Genomic DNA, 21,470 nt, shown 5'->3' on the forward strand with positions numbered 1-21,470 from the left:
ATGCGCGATTGGACGAAAACCTTGCGTCGGGCGAGTTTCCGCGGCGTCGAATTCTGGGTTGAGGACGACGCATTCACCGGTGGCAAGCGCGTCGCGCTGCACGAATATGCAGGCGGGCGCTATACTTACCTGGAAGAAATGGGCCTTGCCACGGCCGGCTACGAGGTGACCGCCTACCTGATCGGCGACCGCAGCGACGCGCAGGCTGCCCGCCTCTCGCAGGCCGCCCTTGCCGCCGGACCCGGGCGCCTCGTGCTGCCGATCGACGGCGGACGTCTCGCCTATGTCAACGATTTCCAGCGCCGCCGTTCGCGCGACCAGCTCGGCTATATCGCCTTCACCTTCATGGCTATCCCCGTCGGCAACGAGGCCGGAACGGTGCTTGGAATTTCGGACATGACCGAAGCTGTGCTTGGGAAAATGACAGCGGCCGCGCATGCGTTCGGAGGCCTCTTCTGATGGTAGCTGAAAGGGGGGCGGTCGCAGCCTGGCTGTCGAGCCTTGCGGCGACGCTTGTGATCGACACGCTGGACGCGCAGGATCTCGCAGACCGGCTGGCGAAGGCGCCCAAGCTTGAAGGTGACGCCTTCGCGCTGGAGGCGCTTTCCGTCATGCGGGTGATCGCGGAGAGCGTGGACGCGCCCGCCGGCTTCGATGCGATCCTGCTGCCGGCAGGCCTCGACAGCGCGACGATGGATGCGGTCAATGTTCTGACGGCCTTCGGGCTTGCGGTCGCCGCACCCCGCGTCGCATGGATCTCGCGTCCGCAGGCGCGGGCCGCTCGGGGCAGGATCGTCAGCCAGGCAGAGGCGGCGTTCGCCATCGTTTCCGGCCGCGGCGCCGCTGCGGTCGATCTCTTCCGCTACCTGTCGCGGATCGTCGAGGTCGCCGTTCTCATCGTCTCCGAACAGGCGGCGAATGCTGTGCCGATCGTCCGGGTGGAGACCGGGATTTCCTTGCCTTCGACTGTGCTGGCCTATCATCTCTATGGCGACGCTTCGCGCGCGCAGGGTCTTGTCGACATTGCACGCAGCACCACGCCGATGCTGATGCCGGTCGCCTTCGACGCGCTTGAGAGCTGACATGCATCCGATCAGCAAAGGCCCGATCGAGACCGTCGCGATCGACGGCCTGCCCGGGATGAAATCCATCGATATCACCGTGTCGGCGGAGGAGGCGGCCCGCTCGGCGAGCGGCGAGTTCGTGATTGTCGGCGCTGGACTGCCGGTGTTCCCAGGACGGGCGACGACGATCAAGGCGACCGGCGAGCTGCTGCTGACAGGCTACGTGCGGGATGTCGAGACCGGCTACAGCGACAGGGATCGCACGCTCGCCTGTTCCTTCGTTTCGCGCACGGTGGACCTCATCGAGACCTCGATCGATCACCCTTCGGGCGAGATTCTCAACAAGGATATTTCCGCGATCGCGCGCGAGCTCGACAGTGCCGGCGTCGGCATCGAGACGGATGGATCGAGCTTTCCCGTCGAGCGGCGGCACAAGATCATCGAGGGGGAGAGCGTCTTTTCCTCCATTGCCCGCCGGTCCCGCGGCCGCGGGGTCCTGATCCACGACACCGAAAGAGGCCGCATGAAGCTGTCGACCCGGCCCGGTGGCGTCCATGCCGGAACGTTGCGGCGCGGCCGCAATATCCTTCCGGGCGCCAGCGCCAGCTTCACGGAGGCCGGAAGGTATTCCGAGGTCAAGGTTCGGGGTCAGCAGAGCGAGGGAACGGAGAAGCAGCAGCTCCGGCCGGAGACGAAGGTCACGGACAGCGGCGTCAAGCGGAACCGGGTGCTCATTCTGCCGCATGAGGGAGAGGCGACGGTCGATCGGATGCGGACCCGCGCGATCTGGCAGGCGAAGCGGTCGGCCGGCAACAGCGTCACAGCCAGCATCCCTGTTACGGGCTGGCGGGACGGGAATGGACGGCTTTGGCAGGCGAACTGGCTGGTGGAGGTCGACGACGACTGGCTCGGTATCCGGGGGCTCATGATCATCAAGAGCGTCGTCTTCTCGCAGAGAGGCGAGGACAAGACCTTCGCGACGCTCTCGCTGGCTGATCCACGGTCGCTCGGCGGCGAGAACCCCCGCGGAAAGACATCGGAAGGCTATGCGGCGCCGGGAGCGATCGAAGCGGAGTATGAGGACGAATGAGGCGCATCGAGCTTGATGGCCGTGTCGTTGAGCGCGGCGGACAGCAGTTCGTTTCCGGGCGTGGGACCAAGGCGGACGGCTGGACCGAGATTCACCGCATCGAGCCGCATGGTTTTGCCTCCATGCCCATCAAGGGCGGGAAGGGGCTGCTTCTGCCGATGCCGGGCAATCCGGACACGGCGTTCGTTCTTGGTGGCGAGAACCCGGCGAACCGCCCGGCCGACCTGCCTGCCGGCGCGGCCGCCCTTTATGATGCGGCGGGCAATATCATCCGCATGGTCATGGCCGACGGCGTCGTCGTCGATCTTGCCGGTGCTTCCTATTCCATCCGCAAGGACGGGGTTTCCTTCACCGTTTCGGCCGAGGGTGTCGACATCGTCGGCGGCTATTTGAAGGTCAACGGTGTCCGCGTGGACGACACGCACATCCATAACGGCGTCGAGCCGGGTGCCGGCACGTCGGGCGCGCCGATTTCTTGAGAGGCCAGCATGCTGCGCATCATTCCGCTCGATGAGAGCGAAGAGCCCTATCGCGCGCCGGATATCGGATGGGATGGTGTTGCCGGCGATCTCCTGCTGAACGAGCTCGACCATCCGACGGCGCCCGGGGACCTGCGCGCGGAGCAGGGTCTCGCGACTCAGGTTCTTATCCACCTGATGACGGATCGGCGCGTCGAGGACAGCGAGTTGCCCGCCGGTGAAGCCAATCGGGGGTGGATCGGCGACAGTTTCGACCAGATGGACGGGGAGGGACCGCTCGGATCCCGACTGTGGCTCCTGCGCCGCCGCGCCATCCATGACGGCATCGAGACCGATGTCGAAGACTATGTACGGGAAGCGCTCGAACCTCTTCTTGTGCAAGGAGCGGTCGCCTCCATCGATGTCGCCGTCCTCGTCGATCGCGCGCAGAACCGGATCGATTACACGGTCACCTTGACCGGGCGGGACGGCGCCCGGGTCTATGAACGAAAATTCGAACTTCTCTGGAGGCAGATCAATGGCGTGGTCCATCCGCTCGCTGGCTGAGGCATCACAGGCTATTCGTGGCGCCTTCCGGCAGCATCTTCCCGGAACGGATACCGCGCTCAAGAACAATTTCGTGACTGTCGTCACCAAGGTGCTGGCGGGGCTTTCGCAGGAATTCGAGCTGCGCATGGGTTTCGTGGCGCGGCAGATCTTCGCGCGGACCGCGTCTCTCCCCTTCCTAATGCTGCATGGCGCGGATGTCGGGATATTCCGAAAGCAGGCATCTGCCGCGACCGGCTCCATCGAGGGGATCGGTGCCCCGAACATGGTGTATCCTTCCGGCATCCGCTTCGTTTCGGGTAACAATACCTACATCACGACATCGCCGGCGCAGGCGGGGCCGACGGGTGTCGTGACGTTCTTGTTGACGGCCGATGACAAGGGTAGCGTGACGAACCGTGACGCCGGAGGGCTTATCGCGCTGTCGGAGCCGGGTTTGTATCCGACGCTTGGCGCGAACTTCACGGTCACGGCGGCGGGCCTTGGCGGCGGCGCGGACATGGAGGATGTCGAGGCGTTTCGCGCGCGCGTGCTGTTTCGCAAGGCTAACCCTCCCGGCGCGGGCAAGTTGACGGATTACGAGCGCATCGTGCTCGACGTGCCGGGTGTTCTCAGGGCCTGGGCCTTCCGCGACGGTCTGACGCCGTCCTTCCTGGTGGTTTACTTCCTGTTCGACGGTCGTCCGGACTTTATCCCGACAGAAGGCGACAAACTCGTCGTCCAGGCGGCTGTCGACGCGGCGCGCATCATCCGGGTCAACGACAGCATCGTCGAGGCGCCGTTGCCGGAGCCATTGAACCCGATCATCTCGAATCTCAGGACAGACAGCGCGGAAGTGCGCGAACGCATCGAGGCGGCCATCGCGCGCGTGCTTTATGAGAAGGCGCGCCCCGGCGTGCCCGGCGACATCTTCTGGCTGTCGCGCAGCTGGATCGGCGAAGCGATCTCCAGCGTCGTCGGCGAAGATAGCCATGAACTCGACTGGCCTTTGAACGACCTGCCTTACACGAACGGACGCTACCCCGTTGCGGGCACGGTCAGTTTCGTATGATCCGGCCGCCTCGGTGATCTCATGAGCAAGCGCACTTCCTATCGTCACACGCTGACAAACGGCTTCACCGCACCGCAGGTGGCCGGCGTGGATATTCCGGCCGACCCCTTGTCCGCGCCGACGAACGACGACCTCATTTCGGCAGGATTGGCATTCCTGCCCACAGGGGCGGCCTGGGGAACGCCTGACGGGGAGGCTCTGCCGCTCGGCTTCATCATGGCTCGCTTCATGCGGGTGCTGATCTCGCCGTTCGAGTGGCTGTATGCACGGGCCTGGGGGCTCGCGCTGGAATCGAGCGTGCAGACCGTGGCCGAAACCCTGCCGGACTGGGAGATTGAATACGGCTTGCCGGAAGGATGCTTCCCGGCCGACATGTCCACCGTCCAGCGGCTGGTGGCGCTTCAGCGCAAGGTGAACGCCGCCCCGCTTGCTCACCCGGAGGACTTTGTTCGGGCCGCCCATGATTTCGGTTTCGAGATCGAGATCGAGGAGCCGTGCATATTCGAGTGTGGATACTCGGAATGCGGCGGCCGTCATGAGACGGGCCCCGTGTCGGAGGAGGCCTATATCGCCGTGCGCGTCAAGGACGCCGCCATCGGATACTTCGAATGCGGCGCCTCGGAATGCGGGCATGATCCGTTGTTTTCCATGGCCGGTTTCGAGGGGATCCTCTGTTTCCTGCGGCAGGAGATGCCCGGCTGGGTGCTTGCCGTTCCGGAAGACTGGCCCAACACGGCGCAGTGGGTGACCGAGGCCGGCGATCACATCGTAGACGAATACGGCAACCGGATCATCTTCCGGCTCTGACCTTTCAGCGAGGACAATCTGATGAAATATAACCAGCCTTTCGGCGTGGCGGATCCGAACGCGTCCTATGTGGACCGCAACACGCCGGGAGCAACCGCCGGCTCCCGCATTCCTGCCGCGGCCGTCGAGCATGTCCAGCGGGAAATCATAGCCGTCATCACCAATGCGGGCCTGACGCCGAGCGCCGCCGACCTCACCCAGCTCCTCCAGGCGATCGACCTGAAGATCGCGGCGATCACCGGGGAGGGCGACGGCTCCCTGTTCGTCCTCATGGATGCCGCCCGGTCGCGCCTGCCCATCTTCCCGGAGATCGCCAGTGCCGACGGCACCTTCAATCTCTCGGCTCCGGCGACGGGAACCGTGCGCATTCCGGCAGGTGTCGAGATCGTTCACCGCGGCATCTTCAGCCTGACGACGGCGCAGCAGGATTTCGCGACGGCCGCCAACAAGACCTACCATCTGCGCTGGAACCCTTCGGGCGGATGGCAGCTCAAGGACCTTGCGGATGCGCTCTACAATCCTTCTGCTCTCCCCGAGACGGCGCAGGCTTTCGATTCCTCTTTCGACAGCATGATCACCCACCGCGTCGTGACCAACGCATCGAATGTGGCGAGTGTCATTCCCCTTGCGAACAAGGCAAGGATGCAGAGCATGCAGGAAAGCTCCGGCGTCGCCGACATCGTGACCGGGCCGGGAACGTCCGGAAACGACTGTGTGCAGTATAGCAAGTCATTCGATCTCAACTGGGCTCGCACGCCGGTGGTTTTCGTCTCCGGGTTCGCCGGTCAGTCCGGCATAGGGGGCGCCACTCCATACATATCCGGCTGGGCCAACCGAATCATGTCGCAAACCGTCACGCGTTACGGCGTAACCGCTGCCGTGCAGACGGATTACGCCGCTGTCGTCACACATAGCCCCATCGGCGGCCTGCGGGCCTTCGCCGTTTCCTGATGAGGGGTTACCATGAGCGACACTGAACTCCGCATTGACGATCTTCCACTCGCTGCGGTGGCCGACCTTTATCATGTCATTCCCGTGATGAAGGACGGCCACACCGTTGCGATCGCAGTCGATCAGATCATCGATCTCATCGACGCCGGTGTCGTGGGGCCGATCGTATCCGACATCATTGCCGAGGCGCCCGAAGATGACGCCTTTGCCGATACAGACAAGTTCTTCTACCTAGTCGATGGGGCTCCCATGCAAGGCTCGCTGGCGGGCCTCGTTTCCAGCATTTTCAAGACCGGTCGCACGATTGGCAACGCGCAGTTTGAGGGCGCCTCCTTTAAACTGTTCAATGCCGGTGGAAAGGGATTCCGCATCGACGTCGTCGCCTTGTCTGCCGATCGCAAGATCATCATGCCGGATCGCGACGTGAACCTCGGCTGGACCCGGACGTGGCAGAACATGACGGCGAGCCGCGCCTGGAACACCTCGTACCAGAACACTGGGGCGGAGCAGATCAACGTCTCTATCCGCGCTGTGGCTGCCGTGAGCAATCCGCTCGTTATCCAGACTTCTACTGACAACGTGAGCTGGAGCAACACCGGCGGCACGGTCACCAGCACTGGTGGCCTTGAAATTCCGCAGGCAATCGTGCCGCCGGGATCATACTACCGATTGAGTAATCTCTCGGGCTCTACGGGGCCGAGCGCAATAACGTCCTGGTGGGAGCTGCGGTAATGGAGCACGGATTTTTCCATCCCGAACGGGGATACTGGCAGACGACGGAGGAGCCTACCGAAGAGATCCTTGCTGGCTATCCGGGAGGAACGGTTGCCGTGCCGTTGCGCCCCTCCGTTGATCATACCTGGGAAGACGGCGAGTGGGTCTTTGTCGAGCCTCCCGCCTCGCCCCAGCCTGTGCCGGAGGAAATTTCCCGCCGGCAATTCTGCCAGGGCCTCGCCGTCGCCGGCATGATCACCAAGGCGGAGGCTATTGCCTTCATCCAGGGTAGCGCTCTTCCTGCCGCCATTCAGGTCATCGTGGATGAAATGGAAGATGAAAACGCAGCCTTCGAGGCGACGATGCTGCTGATCGGCGCCGGTTCGTTTTTCCGGTCTCACCCCCTTGTCCAGAAATTTGCTGACGCGCGGTCAATGACCAAAACGGAAGTAGATGAGTTCTGGCTTCTCTGCGCGTCTCTATGAGTGCTTCGCGGTGGCGACGGCGTAAGGTATTTCTATGAAGCAATAGAGACTCTGCGCATGAACTGCAGTCAATAAGAAAAGAATGCGAGTATCAGAATATTGCCATCCATCATCCCTGCATGCCGTAACGGGGGCATGCAGAGTCTAGGCGCTGGTTAACGATGCACAACAAACTTATTACATAGGAATAGAAGAACCGATATGAATGCCATTGCGATGATTTGCACAACGTCGGGACGAAATTTCAGAGTATCCACAAATATAATAAGGATGGTGATGTTGGTGAGATAGACGGCTCCAGCGGTCGCCCAAACCAGCATATAACCGACGCTTGGATCGCGTTCCGACTTGAAGACATATTTCCTGTTGAACAGAAAGCTAGCGGTCATTCCAACGACGTATAGTGCAGTATAGCTTGTTTTCGCGCCGACTCCGATCCAAAGAAGTCCGACGAATAGTGCATACCCGATTCCATTATTGATTAAGCCAAAGAGATAGTATTTCGCGATTTGGCTATTCGCGATGTTTTTAAGGTTCATAAATTTGGCAAGCCCCAGCTTGTTCGTGTCAAAATAGGACGAGGCATAGCGAGAAATCCTGTCACAGGTCAATTTCGTTCCATCAATGCCGTGACCATTACTCTGCGGCCATTTCAGCCCGACGCGAGCCATCGGCTCGAACGATAAGGCCAGTCCATGGCGAACTAAGTTACCCTGAGCTGGTCACAATGACGGTGCACCCGTCCGTTGGTGTTGTTGCTTTTGGAGTGCGATCCTATCTGGTCGAAGGCGAGGGGTTTCCAAAGTACTTCCGGAATTCCGGCTGCTCATAGTGATTGGACATGAAATCTTGCTTCATTACGGTATACGTAACCTCAAAAAGGGGAGAGCTGGTGTCTACCGTGACGAAGCGCGAAAGACGCGTCGTCAGGAAGTCGAACATTTCGCGTGGATCGAAATAGCAGAGCGAGGCATCGCTGCGCGTACGGTAGGAACTCAGCATATTGAACGCTATGCCGCGGCGGCTGCGCTCGAACATGGTCTCGATCAGTTGCATACAGAGGGCACGCCATGCCGGCTCGGCAATCCCGCCATGCAGGTTGAACGTTCCACTAGCGATGCAGAAGTCATATTCACCAGCCGTGACGTTGTCGAGAAAGTTGCGGCTTTCGAGTTTAAGGTGTGGAAAGCGTTTTCGGGCCGCTACATTCATGTCTTCTACAAGTTCCGTGCCGGAATAATCGATGACTGAGGCCAAACCTTGCGTGTGCAGGAAATCATAGAAGTCGCAAAGCCCAGAGCCGAGATCGTGGATTGATGCCCCAGCGCCGATAAAAGGGCGTAACCTTTGCAGGATTTGCTCAAAGCGCAGGTATTGTGTAGCGCGGTCGTTCCAGAAAAGGGATTTGGGGCCGCTTTTGTGTTCATGGAAGTTCATTTCGTAGGCGTTGCGAACAACATTGATGGCAGCTTCTTGTTCAGGTGTCATTCTGAGTCTGCTCCTCAATCAGGAAGAGTGGCCTACGTCGCACTTCGATATATATATTTGCCAAGTAAAGACCGATGACGCCTAGAATTAACGTCGTCAGGCTTCCGAAGAAAAAGATGGAAAGGATGACAGACGTAAATCCTGGAGGGACGTTATTGAGGAATAGGTTGGCAGTATAGTAAATAATGGCGAAAATTGTCCCAATAAAAGTGAAGAGACTTACGTATATCAAATAATGTAATGGCGCTGTGGTGATGCTGATGACGATGTTCATCATAAGATCAAGGCGCTTGAAGAGGCTGTAAGCGCTTTTACCGATTTCTCGCCGTTTGTTCTCTACCTCTATAATGGCATGAGTCATGCCGATATCCTTGCAGATGCCTGCAATGGAGCGAGTAGCTTCAGGGTAGCTATTAAAGATATCGACGAAGCGCCGCGACATGCCGCGCATCATCAACTGATCTTCAATCATGTGTACGCCGAACAGCTTGGTCAGCGTGAACCAGAAGAAGCGCGAGGTCATCTGGTCAAGCCAGTTATTGCGCACGCGAGAGACCGTGTAGACGATATCTATGCCTTCGCGCAGTCTTGCGACGATGTCGATGCTCGCCTCAGGCGGGTTCTGCATATCGCCGTCCATGACGATCACATAGCGCCCCTTCGCTTGGCTGATGCCGGAGCTGACGGCTAGCTGTTGGCCGAAATTGCGACAGAGCTTAATGCCTCTGATCTTGTCGGATTGCTCGGATATCTTCTTGATTTCATGCCATGTGCCATCCGCGCTGCCGTCATCGACAAGGATAATTTCATAATCCGCGCTGATCTGTTCTGCGATGGGCGTGAGGCGTTTCTTGATGATGGCGGGATACTCCGGCATCTTGTAGAGGGGAATGACAAAAGACAGTTCCATAAAGGTAGTTACGCCGTTTTCTCGCAAAACTGATTGGTTTGCGCCGAGTGGTTAGAGCATAAATCGCTTATATATTTTAGGTTGTTTTAATTGCAACTGAATTCACTCTGTCGTTTAAATTTTGGTTAACCGTGAAGGTTTCGGCTTCGCCACGAAATTAAACAGTCAAGTGAGCCTGATCCGGTTCTCCCGGAGCTGACTTTCTTGGCCTCAGCGCCTCTCTCTGACCCCCACCAAAAAGGAAAACAGCAATGAAACGCACCATCCCGAATGGTGCGCGGATCCTGCTTGCTTTCGTGCGCCGCACGGAAGTCGGCCGGGACGACCGCGCATCCTATGACGTCATCTACAACAACAAGCAGAACCGCTTGCCGAAGCCGCTCACGTCCATGACCTATGGCGAGATCATCGACGCCCAGCGCGGCTGGTCGAAGAACTTCGGCTCCAGCGCGGCCGGCGGCTACCAGTGCATGCGGCAAACCCTGATCGATCTCGCCAAGGAAAACCCGTCGATCAGCGGGGACGACGTGTACACGCCCGACCTGCAAGACCAGTGCGGCTTCGCGCTGCTGCTGCGCCGCGGCTACGAGCTGTTCGTCGCCGGCAGGATCACCCGCACCGAGTTCGGCAAGCGGCTCAGCCAGGAGTGGGCGTCGTTCCCGGTTCTGGTCGCCACGCGGGGCAAGCATCGCGACGTGGAGCGCGGCATGTCCTTCTATGCCGGCGACGGCCTGAACAAGGCGCTGGTGAAGCCGGAGAAGGTCGAGGCCGTTCTCGATCAGGTGCTCGCCACCGCACGCGCCGAGGCGGCGGCCGCCAAGCCGAAGCCGGTCATCGTCGAAAAGCCGGTGGTGGCCGATCCGGGCGAGCTGGAGCAGTCGCCCATGAAGTCGAAGACGGTTTGGCAGTGGATCATCACGACCGTTCTCGTGCCGCTGCTCGCCGTCTTCCAGGACTACCGCGTGCAGCTCGCTATCGTCGTCATCGTCGCGCTGTTCGCCGCCTATGCGATCAAGCGCCGCTTCGACTTGGCGAAGGCGGTGAAGGAGCTCAAGGCGGAGTTCGAGGTGTGATCGACTGGCCGAAGATCATTCTCGGGGTCGCGGTCGCCGCGGCCCTCATCTGGCTCTACGCCGATATCCGCGACCACGGCGCCGAGAGCGTCCGCACCTCCATGGAAAGGCAGAACAATGAAGCAGGCAACGCGGCTGATGACGCTCGCAGCGCTTATGATCGGTGCCTCGATGGCGGCGGGCTGTGGAACTTCCGCGCCGGCCGATGCGACGGGCCTGCGCCGCGTCGTGGGGACTGACCTCATTGGCGCTCGAGGCGCGACCGCGTCCGATCAGCGCAAGATTGATCGGACGGCAGTCGGGCTTTGCGCCGGGGGCATATGGAGCAAGGAAGAATGCCGGCGGCACGGGGAGGGGATATGACGGCGGATGATGGTGCGCTGCGCCAGCAGATGGGCGAACTGATCGCCAGCCAGCGTGCAATTCAGGAAGATCTGCGCCGCATCGAGGATAAGATCCAGCGATCAGATGACAAGTCCGACGCCAGCCGGGCTAAGATGCATGGCCGCATTGACGAGGTTGTCGGCACGGTCGGGGAGGTTCAGGCGACGGTCGCTGGGCTGGAGAAAGACGTGAAGGACATGAAGCCCGTCACGGACGAGGTCCGGCGCTGGAAGCTTCTCGGTATGGGCGCGCTCGGCATGATGGGTGTCGGCGGCATCGCCCTCGGGGTCTCTTTTGCCGATGCGCTCAAGCGGATCGGCGCCCTACTGATCGGCCGGTGAACCGCAGCAATCCGGCTTGGGCTTTCCATACTCCTGCTCGAAGGCCAGGTCCCACCATCCTCCCCGATTGCTGGAGGGGATCATTGGGAGAGCGACTAGGCGATATTTCCGGTCGACCGCCTCGAAGATCATCTTGGCGATTTCTCGATCCATATTTCCCTTGACGAGTAGGGCGCGCTGGGAAACAGGCACAGAAATGAGGACCTCACGCACTGTCGGTTCGACTATCTGCCAGTGATGGACGTTCACGCCTGAGAAGACGGCGAAAGGCGCGAAACGTTGGGCCAGTTGGGGCACCATGGAATTGATAGCCGACGCCTCGCGCCTGTTCGTATTCGCGGCTGCGCGCCGTGAGGAAATCCGGGCATAAAATTGGCGCTCGAATTTTGGCGTCACCTTCAGCGCAATGCTTAGTGAGACCAAAACTTCTTCTCTCGCGAGTTCATCCCTTCGGCTCATCGAGTTCCCACCTTTTTGTCGTGCCCGCTGGGGACGTAGAACATCAGCCGAAGCCCCAGGATGCCGCACCGCGGACAGCGAAGCTTGTAGGCGAGATCGCAGATCGGAAACTTCCTGCCCTTGGCGGCCAGCAGCGTCGCCATGTCGAACTCGTATCTCCATTCGCATCTCTTGTGGCTTTTCGGCCCGAGATCGATCATGCCGCCGTGGCAGACTGCAGAGACCTGCCATCCTCCTTCCCAGGCATCGCCCAGCGTCTCCACCTTCTTCACTCCCGTTCGGGATCCGGTCGCCAGCCGCGGGTGAAGCCGGCACCCATAGCCCGACCGGCAAGCTCGAGCTGCCAGCGCAGGTAGGCGCAATCCGCAAGAAGGGTAGCAATAGCGGCGCGGGCATCCCCGCCGTGCCAGGCCAACGCCTCATCGATCTCGCTTGGGGTTTCAGGTGGTCTTACGAGTGGGCGCACGTCGTCGTTCTCCTGTGATTTGCCACAGCAGGCATCGATTTCAGATAACGGTGAGAAGCGGTCTTGCCGCCAATTCGTTCTCAATATGTTCTCATTGGCGAAAGAGTCAACGGGCCAAAGAGAAATCTGAGATAGAGCGCCTCATCTCGGGCGCGGATTTGCAACGACTGGTGGATATTCGGGTTTTACAATCGCGCGCTAAGCTATTGATGCCGCTTACGCTCGTTTTCGCGAGTTTTACAGGCAAGCATCTGATCAGCCGATAAAACCATTAGCTTCCCAAGCTGCGAGTTGCTCATGATCACGGTTAGCGCTCAGTCATCCTCTGCACCAATGCCGTAGCGCCCGCATCGTCATTTATCTTAATGATATCCTGAGAGAGGCCGGCAGCAGCGACTTGCCTCTTAACTTTGAGCTGTGCCTGACGGACATCCAGAGCGATGCGCTCAGCTGAGGCTGCTTCTTGCAGCGCATCGTCCATCCCTGAAATCTCATGACGAAGTGAGCGAAGCGTCTCCTCGTAAAAGTATGACGACCAATAATATGCGAAATCATCACCGTACTTCTCAAAACCATCCTTTGCAGCCGGAACTAAATCCGTGACAACTTTGCTAATTTGACCAGAATTGAAAACGGAAGATTTATCTTTAATTGCTATCGCGTATAATTTCATCGACACTATAGCGCGGAATATTATTGCTTCATACGCATCGAAAATTTTGATGGTTTTCTCGCTTATGTATAATCTGGGAAGTGTCCTATCTATTTCACCGTATATCTTGAGATTTTTGTCTACTTCAAAAGGGGTTGTAATAGTGGTAATAAATTCAATGACCTTTGGGTCATCTCCGTTCTTTAATAGGAAATCTTTGTCGAGAATTTTCGTGTACTCGACAAGAACGGAGAACCGGCTGAGAAAATTTCGAGTGCGCAATAAGGTCTCTGCCGCCTCTATCTTCTTGGCCAGCAAGATTGAATGCCGCTCTCCGCGGGCCGACGAGATGAATGACCTTATCTGATCGAGCTCCTTTTCGCCTTCGCGTATCTCCGCGCGGAACGCCTCGATCTGCTTCTCAAAACGGTGATCTACTGATTTCGCAAGAAACTTCGCGATGCTATCCTTTAAGAATAGGCCAGCGGCTGCAAGAATGACGGCAGATCCAACGGCAGCTTTGACCCACTCCCATCCTTCCAGCGCCAACCCTCTCCAGAACTCTGCCATCATGTGATCCTTCGATATTCACCGTTGGATTGAGTGTTTATACTATTTTAGCTGGCGCCGACACTTCCCTACTTGGACATGCATCACGGCCGGAGCGTTTCGTTGGAGATAGTTGGACCAGTGGGGTGGGCCTCACCCCAATATGGCGTCAAATTTCTCTAAAGGTCATCGCCGTTAGTGGAATTCCGTCGCGGCTCACTGCGGGCGAGCGGCCCGAGGTGCTGACAGAAACCTGACAGATACGTGAGAACAGATCGTGAAGTTTCTGTCATCGTTGGTGAATGCAATGCCTGATTATCAGGCATTCCGAGTTCTATCTCTCCCTTGGTAAGGGAGAGGCCGAGAGTTCAAATCTCTCTAGCAGCACCATTCTTTCTCCCCATGTTTCCAGTCTCCGCGCTCCCCGTAGCCACCTTCTTGCGCGTCATGCCCGGCGGTTCTCCGACGATGCGTTTGAAGGCTCTAGCGAAGGCGGCTTGGGAGCTGAAGCCGAGGCGGCGGGCGGCGGTGTCTATGGCGAGCTTGTCGCGGCGGAACCATTGTTCGGCCAGACGCATGCGCAGCGCCAGGACGTAGCGTTGCGGGGTGACGCCGGTCACCTCGACGAAGCGCTTGGCGAAGACGGAGCGGGAGCTGCCCATTTCCCGGGCCATGTCGGCGAGTGTCCAGTTGCGGCCGGGTTCGCGGTGGAGGGCGGCGATGACGCGGCCGAGCCGCGGATCGCGCAGGGCCTCGATCCAGCCCGTGGCGTCGCCGCAGCCGCATTCCACCCAGCCGCGCACGATGGAGGCGGCGATGACGTCGGCAAGGCGCGCGAGGATGCCGGCGGAGCCGACGCGTTCCTCGGCCATTTCCCGCTCCATGGCGGCGAGCAGCGGCATCAGCTCCGGCTGGCGGCCGATCAGCGCGCCGACGGACATGACCTGCGGCATCAGGCCGACCAGCGGATGCAGTGTGTCGAGTTCGAATTCCATGCGGCCGGTGAAGATGAGGACGTCGTTTTCCCGGTTGGTCTCCTTGACGCAGGCCTCCACAGCCGCGACGTCCGAGCACAGCGGCTTTCGCGTATAGCTCTCGTAATCGCGGATCGTGACGTTCGCGGCGGTGACGATCTCGTGCATCTCGCCGCGCGGCAGGAGCACGGCATCGCCGCAGCAGAGCTCTCGCTGCACCTGCCCGGGCGCGCGCAGGAAAACGTTGCCGCGAGCGATGAAGTGGAAACGGGCTTCCGCCCGCACGGGAAAGCGGATGCCGAAGGGCGGGCTGAGTTGGAGCCGGCCGTAGCTGGCGCCGCGCAGGCGCATGCCCATCAGGAGTTCGCTGACGGGGTCATGCGCATTTTTCGATGGGTCGGACGATCGATCAAACATTGCGGATAAAATGGCATTGTGCGTCTTGTGTTTCAACCCACTTCTGGAGCACGCACTGCAACAGGAAAGGGATGGCAGATGACGGATGCAACAATCGTGGCGGCGCAGAGCGAGGCGGATGCGCCCCCCGCCTGGGGCGCGGTCCTCGCGATGACGCTCGGCGTGTTCGGGCTGGTCGGGGCGGAGTTCCTGCCGGCGAGCCTGCTGACGCCGATGGCGGCGGACCTGCGCATCTCCGAGGGCATGGCCGGGCAGGCGGTGACGGCGACGGCCGCCGTCGCGCTGGTGACGAGCCTTCTCATCACCGTGGTGACGCGCAGGCTCGACCGGCGGCTCGTGCTCGTCGGGCTTTCGGTCCTGCTGATCTTCTCGAACCTTCTGGTTGCGATGGCGTCGAACCTTCCCATGCTGCTCGTCGGCCGTGTGCTGCTCGGCATGGCGCTCGGCGGCTTCTGGACGCTATCGGCGGCGACCATGATGCGGCTGGTGCCGGAACCCTATGTGGCCAAAGCCCTGTCGGTGATGTTCCTCGGCGTTTCGGCGGCGACGGTCTTCGCCGCGCCCGTCGGCAGCTATGTCGGCGACATCGTCGGCTGGCGGAACGTCTTCCTCGGCGCCGCTGTGCTCGGCGCGATCGCGCTCGTTGTGCAGCTTGCAACGCTGCCCTCGCTGCCGCCGCGCGGACACTCGCGCTTCGGCACGCTCGTGGAGGTGCTGGCGCGGCCGGGCGTGGGTTTCGCGATGTTCGCGATCCTGCTCGTCTTCACCGGCCATTTCGCCTTCTTCACCTATATAAGGCCCTTCCTCGAAACGGTGACGGGCGTCGGCGTCGAGGGTGTCGCGGCCGTGCTGCTCGGCTTCGGCGTCGCCACCTTCTTCGGCAATTATCTCGGCGCGGTGCTGCTCGAACGCTCCATGCGCTTCACGCTTGCGATCATGCCGGTCGTGATGGCCGTGCTGGCGCTGTCGCTCTCGGCCTTCGGCGGCAATCTTGCGGGCGATGCGGCCATGGTCGCGCTCTGGGGCCTTGCCTTCGGCGCGGTGCCGGTCGCCTGGTCGACCTGGATCACCCGGGCTGTACCGGACGAAGCGGAAAGCGCCGGCGGCCTCTTCGTCGCGGCGATCAACTTCGCCATCGCGACGGGGGCGGCGGCCGGCGGGGCGCTGTTCGACGCGAGCGGCGTTGCGAGCGTCTTCGTCGCAAGCGGCGTCGTGCTGATCCTTGCCGCGCTGACCATCGTCTCGGCCGTCCGCACTCGCCCGGCATGACCACAGGCGGCGGCTCCGGCGAGCCGCCGCCACTATTCGGTGGCGTGAAAACCCGATATTGCGGAGGGATCGCTTCACCGGGGACATTTCATGGATTTCATGCGCCTGCTGCAGTCGCTGGAGGAACTGCTCTACGAGCTGGCATCCTGGCTCGTCTTCTATCCGGTGACGCTCTGGCGCACGCTCACCCGTCCGCGCGACATGATGCGCTATGCCGACAGCGAGCTGGGTGATACGCTCGAAAAACGCTATACGGATACGCTAAGCCCGCCGCTCTTCCTGCTCCTGACCCTCCTCTTCGCCCACGGACTGGAACTGGCGCTGATCGCCCATCGGGATGACGGCATGCTGCCCGCCCTGCTGCGGGATGATGCGAACCTGCTGATCTTCCGCGCCTTCCTCTTCAGCATCTTCCCGCTGCTGATGGCGGTGCAGCTTCTGAGGCGGGCCGGCCTTGCGCTCGATCGCGAGACGCTGAAGGCCCCGTTCTACAGCCAGTGCTACGTCGCGGCACCCTTCGCCTTCGGCTTCAGCGCCGGCATGAACATCATGCGGGCCGGCCGTCACGAGATGATCGTCGCGGGCGGCGCGATCGCGCTGCTTTCGCTGCTCTGGTATTTCGTCGTGGAGGTCCGCTGGTTCCGGCACGACCTCGGGATCGGGCGCTTCCTGGCGCTCTGGCTCGTCGTGCGGACGGTGCTGGCGGCTTTCGCGCTGGTCGTTCTGGCCAGTTTGGCTCTCTCCTATGGACTGGGAAGCGGCCCGCACTGATTGGGCTGTCATCTTCCATCCGTTTCGGTCTAGAACACCGGTCGACGAAATTGGAAGGAGCGTTGCTGCACGATGACGAAGGCTGGAGATTTTTCGCGGGGAACGTTTGTCGGGCGCGTCTGGCGGCCGGATGTGCAGGGGCCGGCGGTCGTGGCGCTGCGGGACGGCAAGCTCTATGACATCACCTCCGGGGCCGCGCCCACCATGCGGGACCTGCTGGAGGCCGACGATCCGGCAGCGATTGTCCGCGCGGCCGGAGGTGAAGACCTCGGCGCGCTCGACGCGGTGCTGGAAGCCTCGGTCGAAGGCGCCGGCGATGTCTCCCGGCTCCATCTGCTCGCGCCCTGCGATCTCCAGGCGGTGAAGGCCTGCGGCGTCACCTTCGCCCGTTCGATGATCGAGCGCGTGATCGAGGAGAAGGCGGCGGGCGATCCGGCACTGGCGGAAAAGATGCGCACGCGCGTCACGGCCATCATCGGCGACAGCCTGCGCGACCTGAAGGCGGGCTCGGAAGCCGCCGCGAAGGTCAAGGCCGCGCTGATCGAGGAAGGCGTCTGGTCGCAATATCTCGAAGTCGGCATCGGGCCGGATGCGGAGGTCTTCACCAAGGCCCCGGTGCTTGCCGCCGTCGGCTGGGGCGCGTCCGTCGGCCTGCATCCGGTCTCCAGATGGAACAATCCGGAGCCGGAGGTCGTGCTCGCCGTCGACAGCGCCGGCCGCGTCAAGGGCGCGACGCTCGGCAACGACGTCAATCTGCGCGACGTCGAGGGCCGTTCGGCGCTGCTGCTCGGCAAGGCGAAGGACAACAATGCCTCCGCCGCCATCGGCCCCTTCATTCGCCTCTTCGACGAGACCTATTCCATCGAGGACGTGCGCAAGGCCGATCTCGATCTCCTGATCAAAGGCGAGGACGGCTTCGTGCTGAAGGGCCGCAGCACCATGCGCGAGATCAGCCGCGACCCGCTCGACCTCGTTTCCCAGACCATCGGCCGGCATCACCAGTATCCGGACGGCTTCATGCTGTTCATGGGCACGCTGTTCGCGCCCGTCGAGGACCGCGACGCGCCGGGGCAGGGCTTCACCCACAAGATGGGCGACCGGGTGACGATCTCCAATGCGGAACTCGGCGCGCTGGTCAACACCGTGCGCCTTTCCACCGAATGCCCGCCATGGACCTTCGGTGTCTCCGCGCTGATGCGCAACCTCTCTTCGCGCGGCCTTCTCTGAGGCAATCGCAAATCCACGATCGGCGGCCCCGAAATTAAGGGGCCGCTCCTCCCAATCCCCGCCAAAGCGACTACATTAGGAGAGTGGCTTTCGTGGAGGAGGGCCGCAGGCCGCGCGGCCGCGAGGGAGGATCGACATGTATGACGCCGGCATGAGCTTCGGGCTTGGCGAGGATATCGAGGCGCTGCGCGAGAGCGTGCGGCGCTTTGCGGCCGACAGGATCGCCCCGCAGGCCGCCGCGATCGACCGCAGCAACGATTTTCCGATGCCGCTCTGGCGGGAGCTGGGCGATCTCGGCCTTCTCGGCATCACCGCGCCGGAAAGTTTCGGCGGCGCCGGCATGGGCTATCTCGCCCATTGCGTGGCGATGGAGGAGATCAGCCGCGCCTCGGCCTCCGTCGGTCTCAGCTACGGCGCCCATTCCAATCTCTGCGTCAACCAGATCGTCCGCAATGCCTCGCCGGCGCAGCGGGAACGGTATCTGCCGAAGCTGATCTCCGGCGAACATGTCGGCGCGCTCGCCATGTCCGAGCCGGGGGCGGGATCCGATGTCGTGTCGATGAAGCTGCGTGCGGAAAAGCGTGGCGACCGCTATGTGCTGAACGGCAACAAGATGTGGATCACTAACGGGCCGGATGCGGATGTGCTGGTGGTCTATGCCAAGACCGATCCCGACGCCGGCTCGCGCGGCATCACCGCCTTCTTCATCGAAAAGGGGTTCAAGGGGTTTTCGACGGCGCAGAAGCTCGACAAGCTCGGCATGCGCGGCTCCAACACCTGCGAACTCGTCTTTACCGATTGCGAGGTGCCGGAAGAGAACGTGATGGGCACCGTGGGGCGCGGCGTCAACGTGCTGATGTCCGGCCTCGACTATGAGCGCGTCGTGCTGTCCGGCGGCCCGCTCGGCATCATGGCCGCCTGCCTCGATGTCGTGGTGCCCTATCTTCACGAGCGCAAGCAGTTCGACCGGCCCATCGGCGAGTTCCAGCTCATGCAGGGCAAGGTGGCCGACATGTATGTCGCGCTCAATGCCTGCCGCGCCTATGTCTATGCCGTGGCGAGCGCCTGCGATCGTGGCGAGACGACGCGCAAGGACGCCGCCGGCTGCATCCTTTATTCCGCCGAGATGGCGACCAGGCTGGCGCTGGAGGCCATCCAGTCGCTCGGCGGCAACGGCTATATCAACGATTATCCGACCGGCCGCCTGCTGCGCGATGCGAAACTCTACGAAATTGGTGCCGGCACCTCGGAAATCCGCCGCATGCTGATCGGCCGCGAAATCTTCCAGGAGACGCTGTGATGCCGGTTCTCCCTTCGGCCGTGAACACGCGAAGCGAAACCTTCGCGGCAAACCGCAAGGCGATGCTCGATGCGCTGGCCTTGGTGGAAGAGGCGGCGAGCCTTGCCATGGACGGCGGCGGGGCGAAGGCGCGCGAGCGCCACCTTTCCCGCGGCAAGCTGCTGCCGCGCGAGCGGGTGGCGCAGCTCCTCGACCCCGGCTCGCCCTTCCTCGAAATCGGCCTCACCGCCGGCCACGGCCTTTATGACGGCGCCTCGCCCTCCGGCGGCATGATCGCCGGCATCGGCCGCGTCTCCGGCCGTGAATGCATGATCGTCTGCAACGACGCAACGGTGAAGGGCGGCACCTATTACCCCATCACCGTGAAGAAGCATCTGCGCGCGCAGGAGATCGCCGCGGAGAACCGGCTGCCCTGCATCTACCTCGTCGATTCCGGCGGGGCGAACCTGCCCAACCAGGACGAGGTCTTCCCCGACCGCGACCACTTCGGCCGCATCTTCTACAACCAGGCGCAGATGTCCGCCGCCGGCATCCCGCAGGTCGCCGTCGTCATGGGAAGCTGCACGGCGGGTGGGGCCTATGTGCCGGCGATGAGCGACGAGACCGTCATCGTCGAGAACCAGGGCACGATCTTCCTCGCCGGCCCGCCTCTGGTAAAGGCCGCGACGGGTGAGGTGGTGACGGCCGAGGACCTCGGCGGCGGCGATGTGCACACCCGCCTTTCCGGCGTCGCCGATCATCTGGCGCGCGATGATCGCCATGCGCTGGTCATCGCCCGGGGGATCGCCGCCAATCTCAACACGCACAAGCCGCCGGTCGTGAGGTCCGGCGCGGGCGATGCCCCGCTCTACGACCCGGGAGAACTTCTCGGCATCGTGCCGGCCGACACGCGCACGCCCTATGACGTGCGCGAGGTGATCGCCCGCGTGGTCGACGGCTCGCGTTTCGACGAGTTCAAGGCCCGCTTCGGCACCACGCTCGTCTGCGGCTTCGCCGCCCTGCATGGCCTGCCCGTCGGTATTATCGCCAGCAACGGCGTGCTCTTCTCCGAGGCGGCGCTGAAGGGGGCGCATTTCATCGAGCTCTGCGCCCAGCGCGCCATTCCGCTCCTCTTCCTGCAGAACATCACCGGCTTCATGGTCGGCCGCAAATACGAGGCGGAGGGCATCGCCAAGCATGGGGCGAAGCTCGTCACCGCCGTCGCCACCGCAGGCGTGCCGAAGATCACGGTGCTGATCGGCGGCTCCTATGGCGCGGGCAATTACGGCATGTGCGGCCGGGCCTACTCGCCGCGTTTCCTCTGGACCTGGCCGAACAGCCGCATCGCCGTCATGGGCGGCGAGCAGGCGGCCGGCGTGCTGGCGACCGTCAAGCGCGAGGGCATCGAGCGGGCAGGTGGAAGCTGGAGTACGGAGGAGGAAGCCGCCTTCAGGCAGCCGACCGTCGACATGTTCGCCCGCCAGAGCCACCCGCTCTATGCCTCGGCAAGGCTCTGGGACGACGGCATCGTCGATCCGCGCAGGACGCGCGACGTCCTGGCGCTCTCGCTCTCGGCGGCGCTCAACGCGCCCTTCGAGCCCACCCGTTTCGGCGTCTTCAGGATGTAGAGGAGGCAAGTCATGAAACGCGAATCGATCAATGCCAAAAATGCACCCGCCCCGCGCGGCGGCTATTCGCAGGCCGTGAAGATCGAGGATTTCAAGACGCTAGTCTTCGTCAGCGGCCAGATCCCCGTTTCCGACGACGACAAGGTGCCGGAGAGTTTCGAGGACCAGGCCCGGCTCGTCTGGCGCAATGTCGACGCGCAACTGAAGGCGGCGGGCATGACGAAGGCAGACCTCGTCAAGGTCACGACCTTCCTTTCCGATCGGCACCACGCCACCGCCAACCGCGAGATTCGCAGCGAATATCTCGGCGCCGTCGCGCCGGCGATGAGCGTCGTCATCACCTCGATCTTCGACGGAAAATGGCTGCTGGAAGTCGAAGCCGTTGCAGCCCAGTGA

The 21,470-nt window shown here is 61.8% G+C and carries 27 protein-coding genes and 1 tRNA gene; 21 read left to right on the forward strand and 7 right to left on the reverse strand.

Going from position 1 to position 21,470, the window contains the following annotated elements; all coding sequences use genetic code 11:
- The 10 genes from ACZ48C_RS01785 to ACZ48C_RS01830 are packed head-to-tail and all read left to right on the forward strand — an operon-like array spanning window position 1 to window position 7,187.
- Window positions 1–459: a DNA circularization N-terminal domain-containing protein gene (locus tag ACZ48C_RS01785; RefSeq protein WP_464782015.1), complete on the forward strand. Its 459-nt coding sequence runs from the start codon at window positions 1–3 to the stop codon at window positions 457–459.
- A complete protein-coding gene (locus ACZ48C_RS01790; protein WP_464782016.1) occupies window positions 459–1,082 on the forward strand; it encodes a hypothetical protein in 624 nt (207 codons plus the stop codon). The genes ACZ48C_RS01785 and ACZ48C_RS01790 overlap by 1 nt, the downstream gene beginning before the upstream one ends.
- A gap of 1 nt (window position 1,083) precedes the next feature.
- Window positions 1,084–2,154, forward strand: coding sequence for a phage baseplate assembly protein (locus ACZ48C_RS01795; protein WP_464782017.1), 1,071 nt, complete (start codon window positions 1,084–1,086; stop codon window positions 2,152–2,154).
- Window positions 2,151–2,633: a phage baseplate assembly protein domain-containing protein gene (locus ACZ48C_RS01800; RefSeq protein ID WP_464782018.1), complete on the forward strand. Its 483-nt coding sequence runs from the start codon at window positions 2,151–2,153 to the stop codon at window positions 2,631–2,633. The genes ACZ48C_RS01795 and ACZ48C_RS01800 overlap by 4 nt, the downstream gene beginning before the upstream one ends.
- Window positions 2,634–2,642: 9 nt before the next feature.
- Window positions 2,643–3,179: a phage GP46 family protein gene (locus tag ACZ48C_RS01805; RefSeq protein WP_464782019.1), complete on the forward strand. Its 537-nt coding sequence runs from the start codon at window positions 2,643–2,645 to the stop codon at window positions 3,177–3,179.
- The gene (locus tag ACZ48C_RS01810) at window positions 3,151–4,230 is read left to right on the forward strand and encodes a baseplate J/gp47 family protein (protein WP_464782020.1); all 1,080 of its coding nucleotides are present in this window, start codon (window positions 3,151–3,153) and stop codon (window positions 4,228–4,230) included. The genes ACZ48C_RS01805 and ACZ48C_RS01810 overlap by 29 nt, the downstream gene beginning before the upstream one ends.
- Window positions 4,231–4,251: 21 nt before the next feature.
- Window positions 4,252–5,037: a hypothetical protein gene (locus ACZ48C_RS01815; RefSeq protein ID WP_464782021.1), complete on the forward strand. Its 786-nt coding sequence runs from the start codon at window positions 4,252–4,254 to the stop codon at window positions 5,035–5,037.
- 21 nt (window positions 5,038–5,058) lie between these two features.
- Entirely contained in the window at window positions 5,059–5,988 is a 930-nt protein-coding gene (locus ACZ48C_RS01820) for a hypothetical protein (protein WP_464782022.1), read from the forward strand.
- 12 nt (window positions 5,989–6,000) lie between these two features.
- Window positions 6,001–6,720, forward strand: a complete 720-nt coding sequence (locus ACZ48C_RS01825) for a hypothetical protein (RefSeq protein ID WP_464782023.1) — start codon at window positions 6,001–6,003, stop codon at window positions 6,718–6,720.
- The gene (locus ACZ48C_RS01830) at window positions 6,720–7,187 is read left to right on the forward strand and encodes a hypothetical protein (RefSeq protein WP_464782024.1); all 468 of its coding nucleotides are present in this window, start codon (window positions 6,720–6,722) and stop codon (window positions 7,185–7,187) included. The genes ACZ48C_RS01825 and ACZ48C_RS01830 overlap by 1 nt, the downstream gene beginning before the upstream one ends.
- 155 nt (window positions 7,188–7,342) lie before the next feature.
- On the opposite strand, the gene ACZ48C_RS01835 is transcribed toward ACZ48C_RS01830, so the two are convergent.
- The 3 genes from ACZ48C_RS01835 to ACZ48C_RS01845 form a co-directional block, all read right to left on the reverse strand.
- Window positions 7,343–7,858 carry a GtrA family protein gene (locus tag ACZ48C_RS01835; RefSeq protein WP_464782025.1) on the reverse strand — a complete coding sequence of 172 codons (516 nt, stop codon included), beginning with the start codon at window positions 7,856–7,858 and terminating at the stop codon, window positions 7,343–7,345.
- A gap of 103 nt (window positions 7,859–7,961) precedes the next feature.
- Entirely contained in the window at window positions 7,962–8,675 is a 714-nt protein-coding gene (locus tag ACZ48C_RS01840) for a hypothetical protein (protein WP_464782026.1), read from the reverse strand.
- Entirely contained in the window at window positions 8,665–9,585 is a 921-nt protein-coding gene (locus ACZ48C_RS01845; protein ID WP_464782027.1) for a glycosyltransferase family 2 protein, read from the reverse strand. Before ACZ48C_RS01845 ends, ACZ48C_RS01840 begins: the two co-directional genes overlap by 11 nt.
- 251 nt (window positions 9,586–9,836) lie before the next feature.
- Between ACZ48C_RS01845 and ACZ48C_RS01850 the strand changes: the two genes are divergently transcribed.
- Genes ACZ48C_RS01850 through ACZ48C_RS01865 form a run of 4 tightly spaced genes read left to right on the forward strand, consistent with a single transcriptional unit; the run spans window position 9,837 to window position 11,383 of the window.
- Window positions 9,837–10,658, forward strand: a complete 822-nt coding sequence (locus tag ACZ48C_RS01850; RefSeq protein WP_464782028.1) for a hypothetical protein — start codon at window positions 9,837–9,839, stop codon at window positions 10,656–10,658.
- Window positions 10,655–10,897, forward strand: a complete 243-nt coding sequence (locus ACZ48C_RS01855) for a hypothetical protein (protein WP_464782029.1) — start codon at window positions 10,655–10,657, stop codon at window positions 10,895–10,897. Before ACZ48C_RS01850 ends, ACZ48C_RS01855 begins: the two co-directional genes overlap by 4 nt.
- On the forward strand, window positions 10,797–11,021 hold the full coding sequence (locus tag ACZ48C_RS01860; RefSeq protein ID WP_464782757.1) for a hypothetical protein: 225 nt from the start codon (window positions 10,797–10,799) through the stop codon (window positions 11,019–11,021). Before ACZ48C_RS01855 ends, ACZ48C_RS01860 begins: the two co-directional genes overlap by 101 nt.
- On the forward strand, window positions 11,018–11,383 hold the full coding sequence (locus ACZ48C_RS01865) for a DUF1515 family protein (protein ID WP_464782030.1): 366 nt from the start codon (window positions 11,018–11,020) through the stop codon (window positions 11,381–11,383). The genes ACZ48C_RS01860 and ACZ48C_RS01865 overlap by 4 nt, the downstream gene beginning before the upstream one ends.
- Here ACZ48C_RS01865 and ACZ48C_RS01870 read toward each other — a convergent pair.
- The 3 genes from ACZ48C_RS01870 to ACZ48C_RS01880 all read right to left on the reverse strand — a co-directional run bounded on the left by ACZ48C_RS01870 (window position 11,366) and on the right by ACZ48C_RS01880 (window position 13,533).
- The gene (locus ACZ48C_RS01870; protein WP_464782031.1) at window positions 11,366–11,842 is read right to left on the reverse strand and encodes a hypothetical protein; all 477 of its coding nucleotides are present in this window, start codon (window positions 11,840–11,842) and stop codon (window positions 11,366–11,368) included. The two genes, ACZ48C_RS01865 and ACZ48C_RS01870, sit on opposite strands and share 18 nt — an antisense overlap.
- Window positions 11,839–12,114, reverse strand: coding sequence for a hypothetical protein (locus tag ACZ48C_RS01875; protein ID WP_464782032.1), 276 nt, complete (start codon window positions 12,112–12,114; stop codon window positions 11,839–11,841). The genes ACZ48C_RS01870 and ACZ48C_RS01875 overlap by 4 nt, the downstream gene beginning before the upstream one ends.
- A 501-nt stretch (window positions 12,115–12,615) precedes the next feature.
- The gene (locus ACZ48C_RS01880; RefSeq protein ID WP_464782033.1) at window positions 12,616–13,533 is read right to left on the reverse strand and encodes a hypothetical protein; all 918 of its coding nucleotides are present in this window, start codon (window positions 13,531–13,533) and stop codon (window positions 12,616–12,618) included.
- Between the two features lie 258 nt (window positions 13,534–13,791).
- Here ACZ48C_RS01880 and ACZ48C_RS01885 point away from each other — a divergent pair.
- Window positions 13,792–13,899 (forward strand) — tRNA-Leu (locus ACZ48C_RS01885).
- On the opposite strand, the gene ACZ48C_RS01890 is transcribed toward ACZ48C_RS01885, so the two are convergent.
- The gene (locus tag ACZ48C_RS01890; protein ID WP_464782034.1) at window positions 13,878–14,900 is read right to left on the reverse strand and encodes an AraC family transcriptional regulator; all 1,023 of its coding nucleotides are present in this window, start codon (window positions 14,898–14,900) and stop codon (window positions 13,878–13,880) included. The genes ACZ48C_RS01885 and ACZ48C_RS01890 overlap by 22 nt on opposite strands.
- Before the next feature lie 78 nt (window positions 14,901–14,978).
- Between ACZ48C_RS01890 and ACZ48C_RS01895 the strand changes: the two genes are divergently transcribed.
- From ACZ48C_RS01895 to ACZ48C_RS01920, 6 genes are all read left to right on the forward strand, one after another.
- Window positions 14,979–16,169, forward strand: coding sequence for an MFS transporter (locus tag ACZ48C_RS01895; RefSeq protein ID WP_424549216.1), 1,191 nt, complete (start codon window positions 14,979–14,981; stop codon window positions 16,167–16,169).
- Window positions 16,170–16,259: 90 nt separating this feature from the next.
- Window positions 16,260–16,940, forward strand: a complete 681-nt coding sequence (locus ACZ48C_RS01900; protein ID WP_119257602.1) for a hypothetical protein — start codon at window positions 16,260–16,262, stop codon at window positions 16,938–16,940.
- Between the two features lie 72 nt (window positions 16,941–17,012).
- A complete protein-coding gene (locus ACZ48C_RS01905) occupies window positions 17,013–18,167 on the forward strand; it encodes a fumarylacetoacetate hydrolase family protein (RefSeq protein WP_464782035.1) in 1,155 nt (384 codons plus the stop codon).
- Between the two features lie 151 nt (window positions 18,168–18,318).
- Window positions 18,319–19,467, forward strand: coding sequence for an isovaleryl-CoA dehydrogenase (locus ACZ48C_RS01910; RefSeq protein ID WP_464782758.1), 1,149 nt, complete (start codon window positions 18,319–18,321; stop codon window positions 19,465–19,467).
- Window positions 19,467–21,074 (forward strand): carboxyl transferase domain-containing protein, encoded by a 1,608-nt coding sequence (locus ACZ48C_RS01915; RefSeq protein WP_464782036.1) that lies wholly within the window; start codon window positions 19,467–19,469, stop codon window positions 21,072–21,074. The genes ACZ48C_RS01910 and ACZ48C_RS01915 overlap by 1 nt, the downstream gene beginning before the upstream one ends.
- A 12-nt stretch (window positions 21,075–21,086) precedes the next feature.
- Window positions 21,087–21,470, forward strand: coding sequence for a RidA family protein (locus ACZ48C_RS01920; RefSeq protein WP_318910858.1), 384 nt, complete (start codon window positions 21,087–21,089; stop codon window positions 21,468–21,470).

This window comes from Shinella sp. 1A1, assembly GCF_055379515.1.

Excerpts from the sequence above, each read along its gene's own strand:
- ACZ48C_RS01905 (WP_464782035.1), top strand. The coding sequence starts at position 17,013 with ATGACGAAGGCTGGAGATTTTTCGCGGGGAACGTTTGTCGGGCGCGTC.
- ACZ48C_RS01845 (WP_464782027.1), bottom strand. The coding sequence starts at position 9,585 with ATGGAACTGTCTTTTGTCATTCCCCTCTACAAGATGCCGGAGTATCCC.
- ACZ48C_RS01800 (WP_464782018.1), top strand. The coding sequence starts at position 2,151 with ATGAGGCGCATCGAGCTTGATGGCCGTGTCGTTGAGCGCGGCGGACAG.
- ACZ48C_RS01865 (WP_464782030.1), top strand. The coding sequence starts at position 11,018 with ATGACGGCGGATGATGGTGCGCTGCGCCAGCAGATGGGCGAACTGATC.
- ACZ48C_RS01835 (WP_464782025.1), bottom strand. The coding sequence starts at position 7,858 with ATGGCTCGCGTCGGGCTGAAATGGCCGCAGAGTAATGGTCACGGCATT.
- ACZ48C_RS01895 (WP_424549216.1), top strand. The coding sequence starts at position 14,979 with ATGACGGATGCAACAATCGTGGCGGCGCAGAGCGAGGCGGATGCGCCC.
- ACZ48C_RS01815 (WP_464782021.1), top strand. The coding sequence starts at position 4,252 with ATGAGCAAGCGCACTTCCTATCGTCACACGCTGACAAACGGCTTCACC.
- ACZ48C_RS01860 (WP_464782757.1), top strand. The coding sequence starts at position 10,797 with ATGACGCTCGCAGCGCTTATGATCGGTGCCTCGATGGCGGCGGGCTGT.
- ACZ48C_RS01910 (WP_464782758.1), top strand. The coding sequence starts at position 18,319 with ATGAGCTTCGGGCTTGGCGAGGATATCGAGGCGCTGCGCGAGAGCGTG.
- ACZ48C_RS01805 (WP_464782019.1), top strand. The coding sequence starts at position 2,643 with ATGCTGCGCATCATTCCGCTCGATGAGAGCGAAGAGCCCTATCGCGCG.
- ACZ48C_RS01790 (WP_464782016.1), top strand. The coding sequence starts at position 459 with ATGGTAGCTGAAAGGGGGGCGGTCGCAGCCTGGCTGTCGAGCCTTGCG.
- ACZ48C_RS01915 (WP_464782036.1), top strand. The coding sequence starts at position 19,467 with ATGCCGGTTCTCCCTTCGGCCGTGAACACGCGAAGCGAAACCTTCGCG.
- ACZ48C_RS01820 (WP_464782022.1), top strand. The coding sequence starts at position 5,059 with ATGAAATATAACCAGCCTTTCGGCGTGGCGGATCCGAACGCGTCCTAT.
- ACZ48C_RS01825 (WP_464782023.1), top strand. The coding sequence starts at position 6,001 with ATGAGCGACACTGAACTCCGCATTGACGATCTTCCACTCGCTGCGGTG.
- ACZ48C_RS01795 (WP_464782017.1), top strand. The coding sequence starts at position 1,084 with ATGCATCCGATCAGCAAAGGCCCGATCGAGACCGTCGCGATCGACGGC.
- ACZ48C_RS01850 (WP_464782028.1), top strand. The coding sequence starts at position 9,837 with ATGAAACGCACCATCCCGAATGGTGCGCGGATCCTGCTTGCTTTCGTG.
- ACZ48C_RS01900 (WP_119257602.1), top strand. The coding sequence starts at position 16,260 with ATGGATTTCATGCGCCTGCTGCAGTCGCTGGAGGAACTGCTCTACGAG.
- ACZ48C_RS01830 (WP_464782024.1), top strand. The coding sequence starts at position 6,720 with ATGGAGCACGGATTTTTCCATCCCGAACGGGGATACTGGCAGACGACG.
- ACZ48C_RS01870 (WP_464782031.1), bottom strand. The coding sequence starts at position 11,842 with ATGAGCCGAAGGGATGAACTCGCGAGAGAAGAAGTTTTGGTCTCACTA.
- ACZ48C_RS01785 (WP_464782015.1), top strand. The coding sequence starts at position 1 with ATGCGCGATTGGACGAAAACCTTGCGTCGGGCGAGTTTCCGCGGCGTC.
- ACZ48C_RS01890 (WP_464782034.1), bottom strand. The coding sequence starts at position 14,900 with ATGTTTGATCGATCGTCCGACCCATCGAAAAATGCGCATGACCCCGTC.
- ACZ48C_RS01920 (WP_318910858.1), top strand. The coding sequence starts at position 21,087 with ATGAAACGCGAATCGATCAATGCCAAAAATGCACCCGCCCCGCGCGGC.
- ACZ48C_RS01810 (WP_464782020.1), top strand. The coding sequence starts at position 3,151 with ATGGCGTGGTCCATCCGCTCGCTGGCTGAGGCATCACAGGCTATTCGT.
- ACZ48C_RS01880 (WP_464782033.1), bottom strand. The coding sequence starts at position 13,533 with ATGATGGCAGAGTTCTGGAGAGGGTTGGCGCTGGAAGGATGGGAGTGG.
- ACZ48C_RS01840 (WP_464782026.1), bottom strand. The coding sequence starts at position 8,675 with ATGACACCTGAACAAGAAGCTGCCATCAATGTTGTTCGCAACGCCTAC.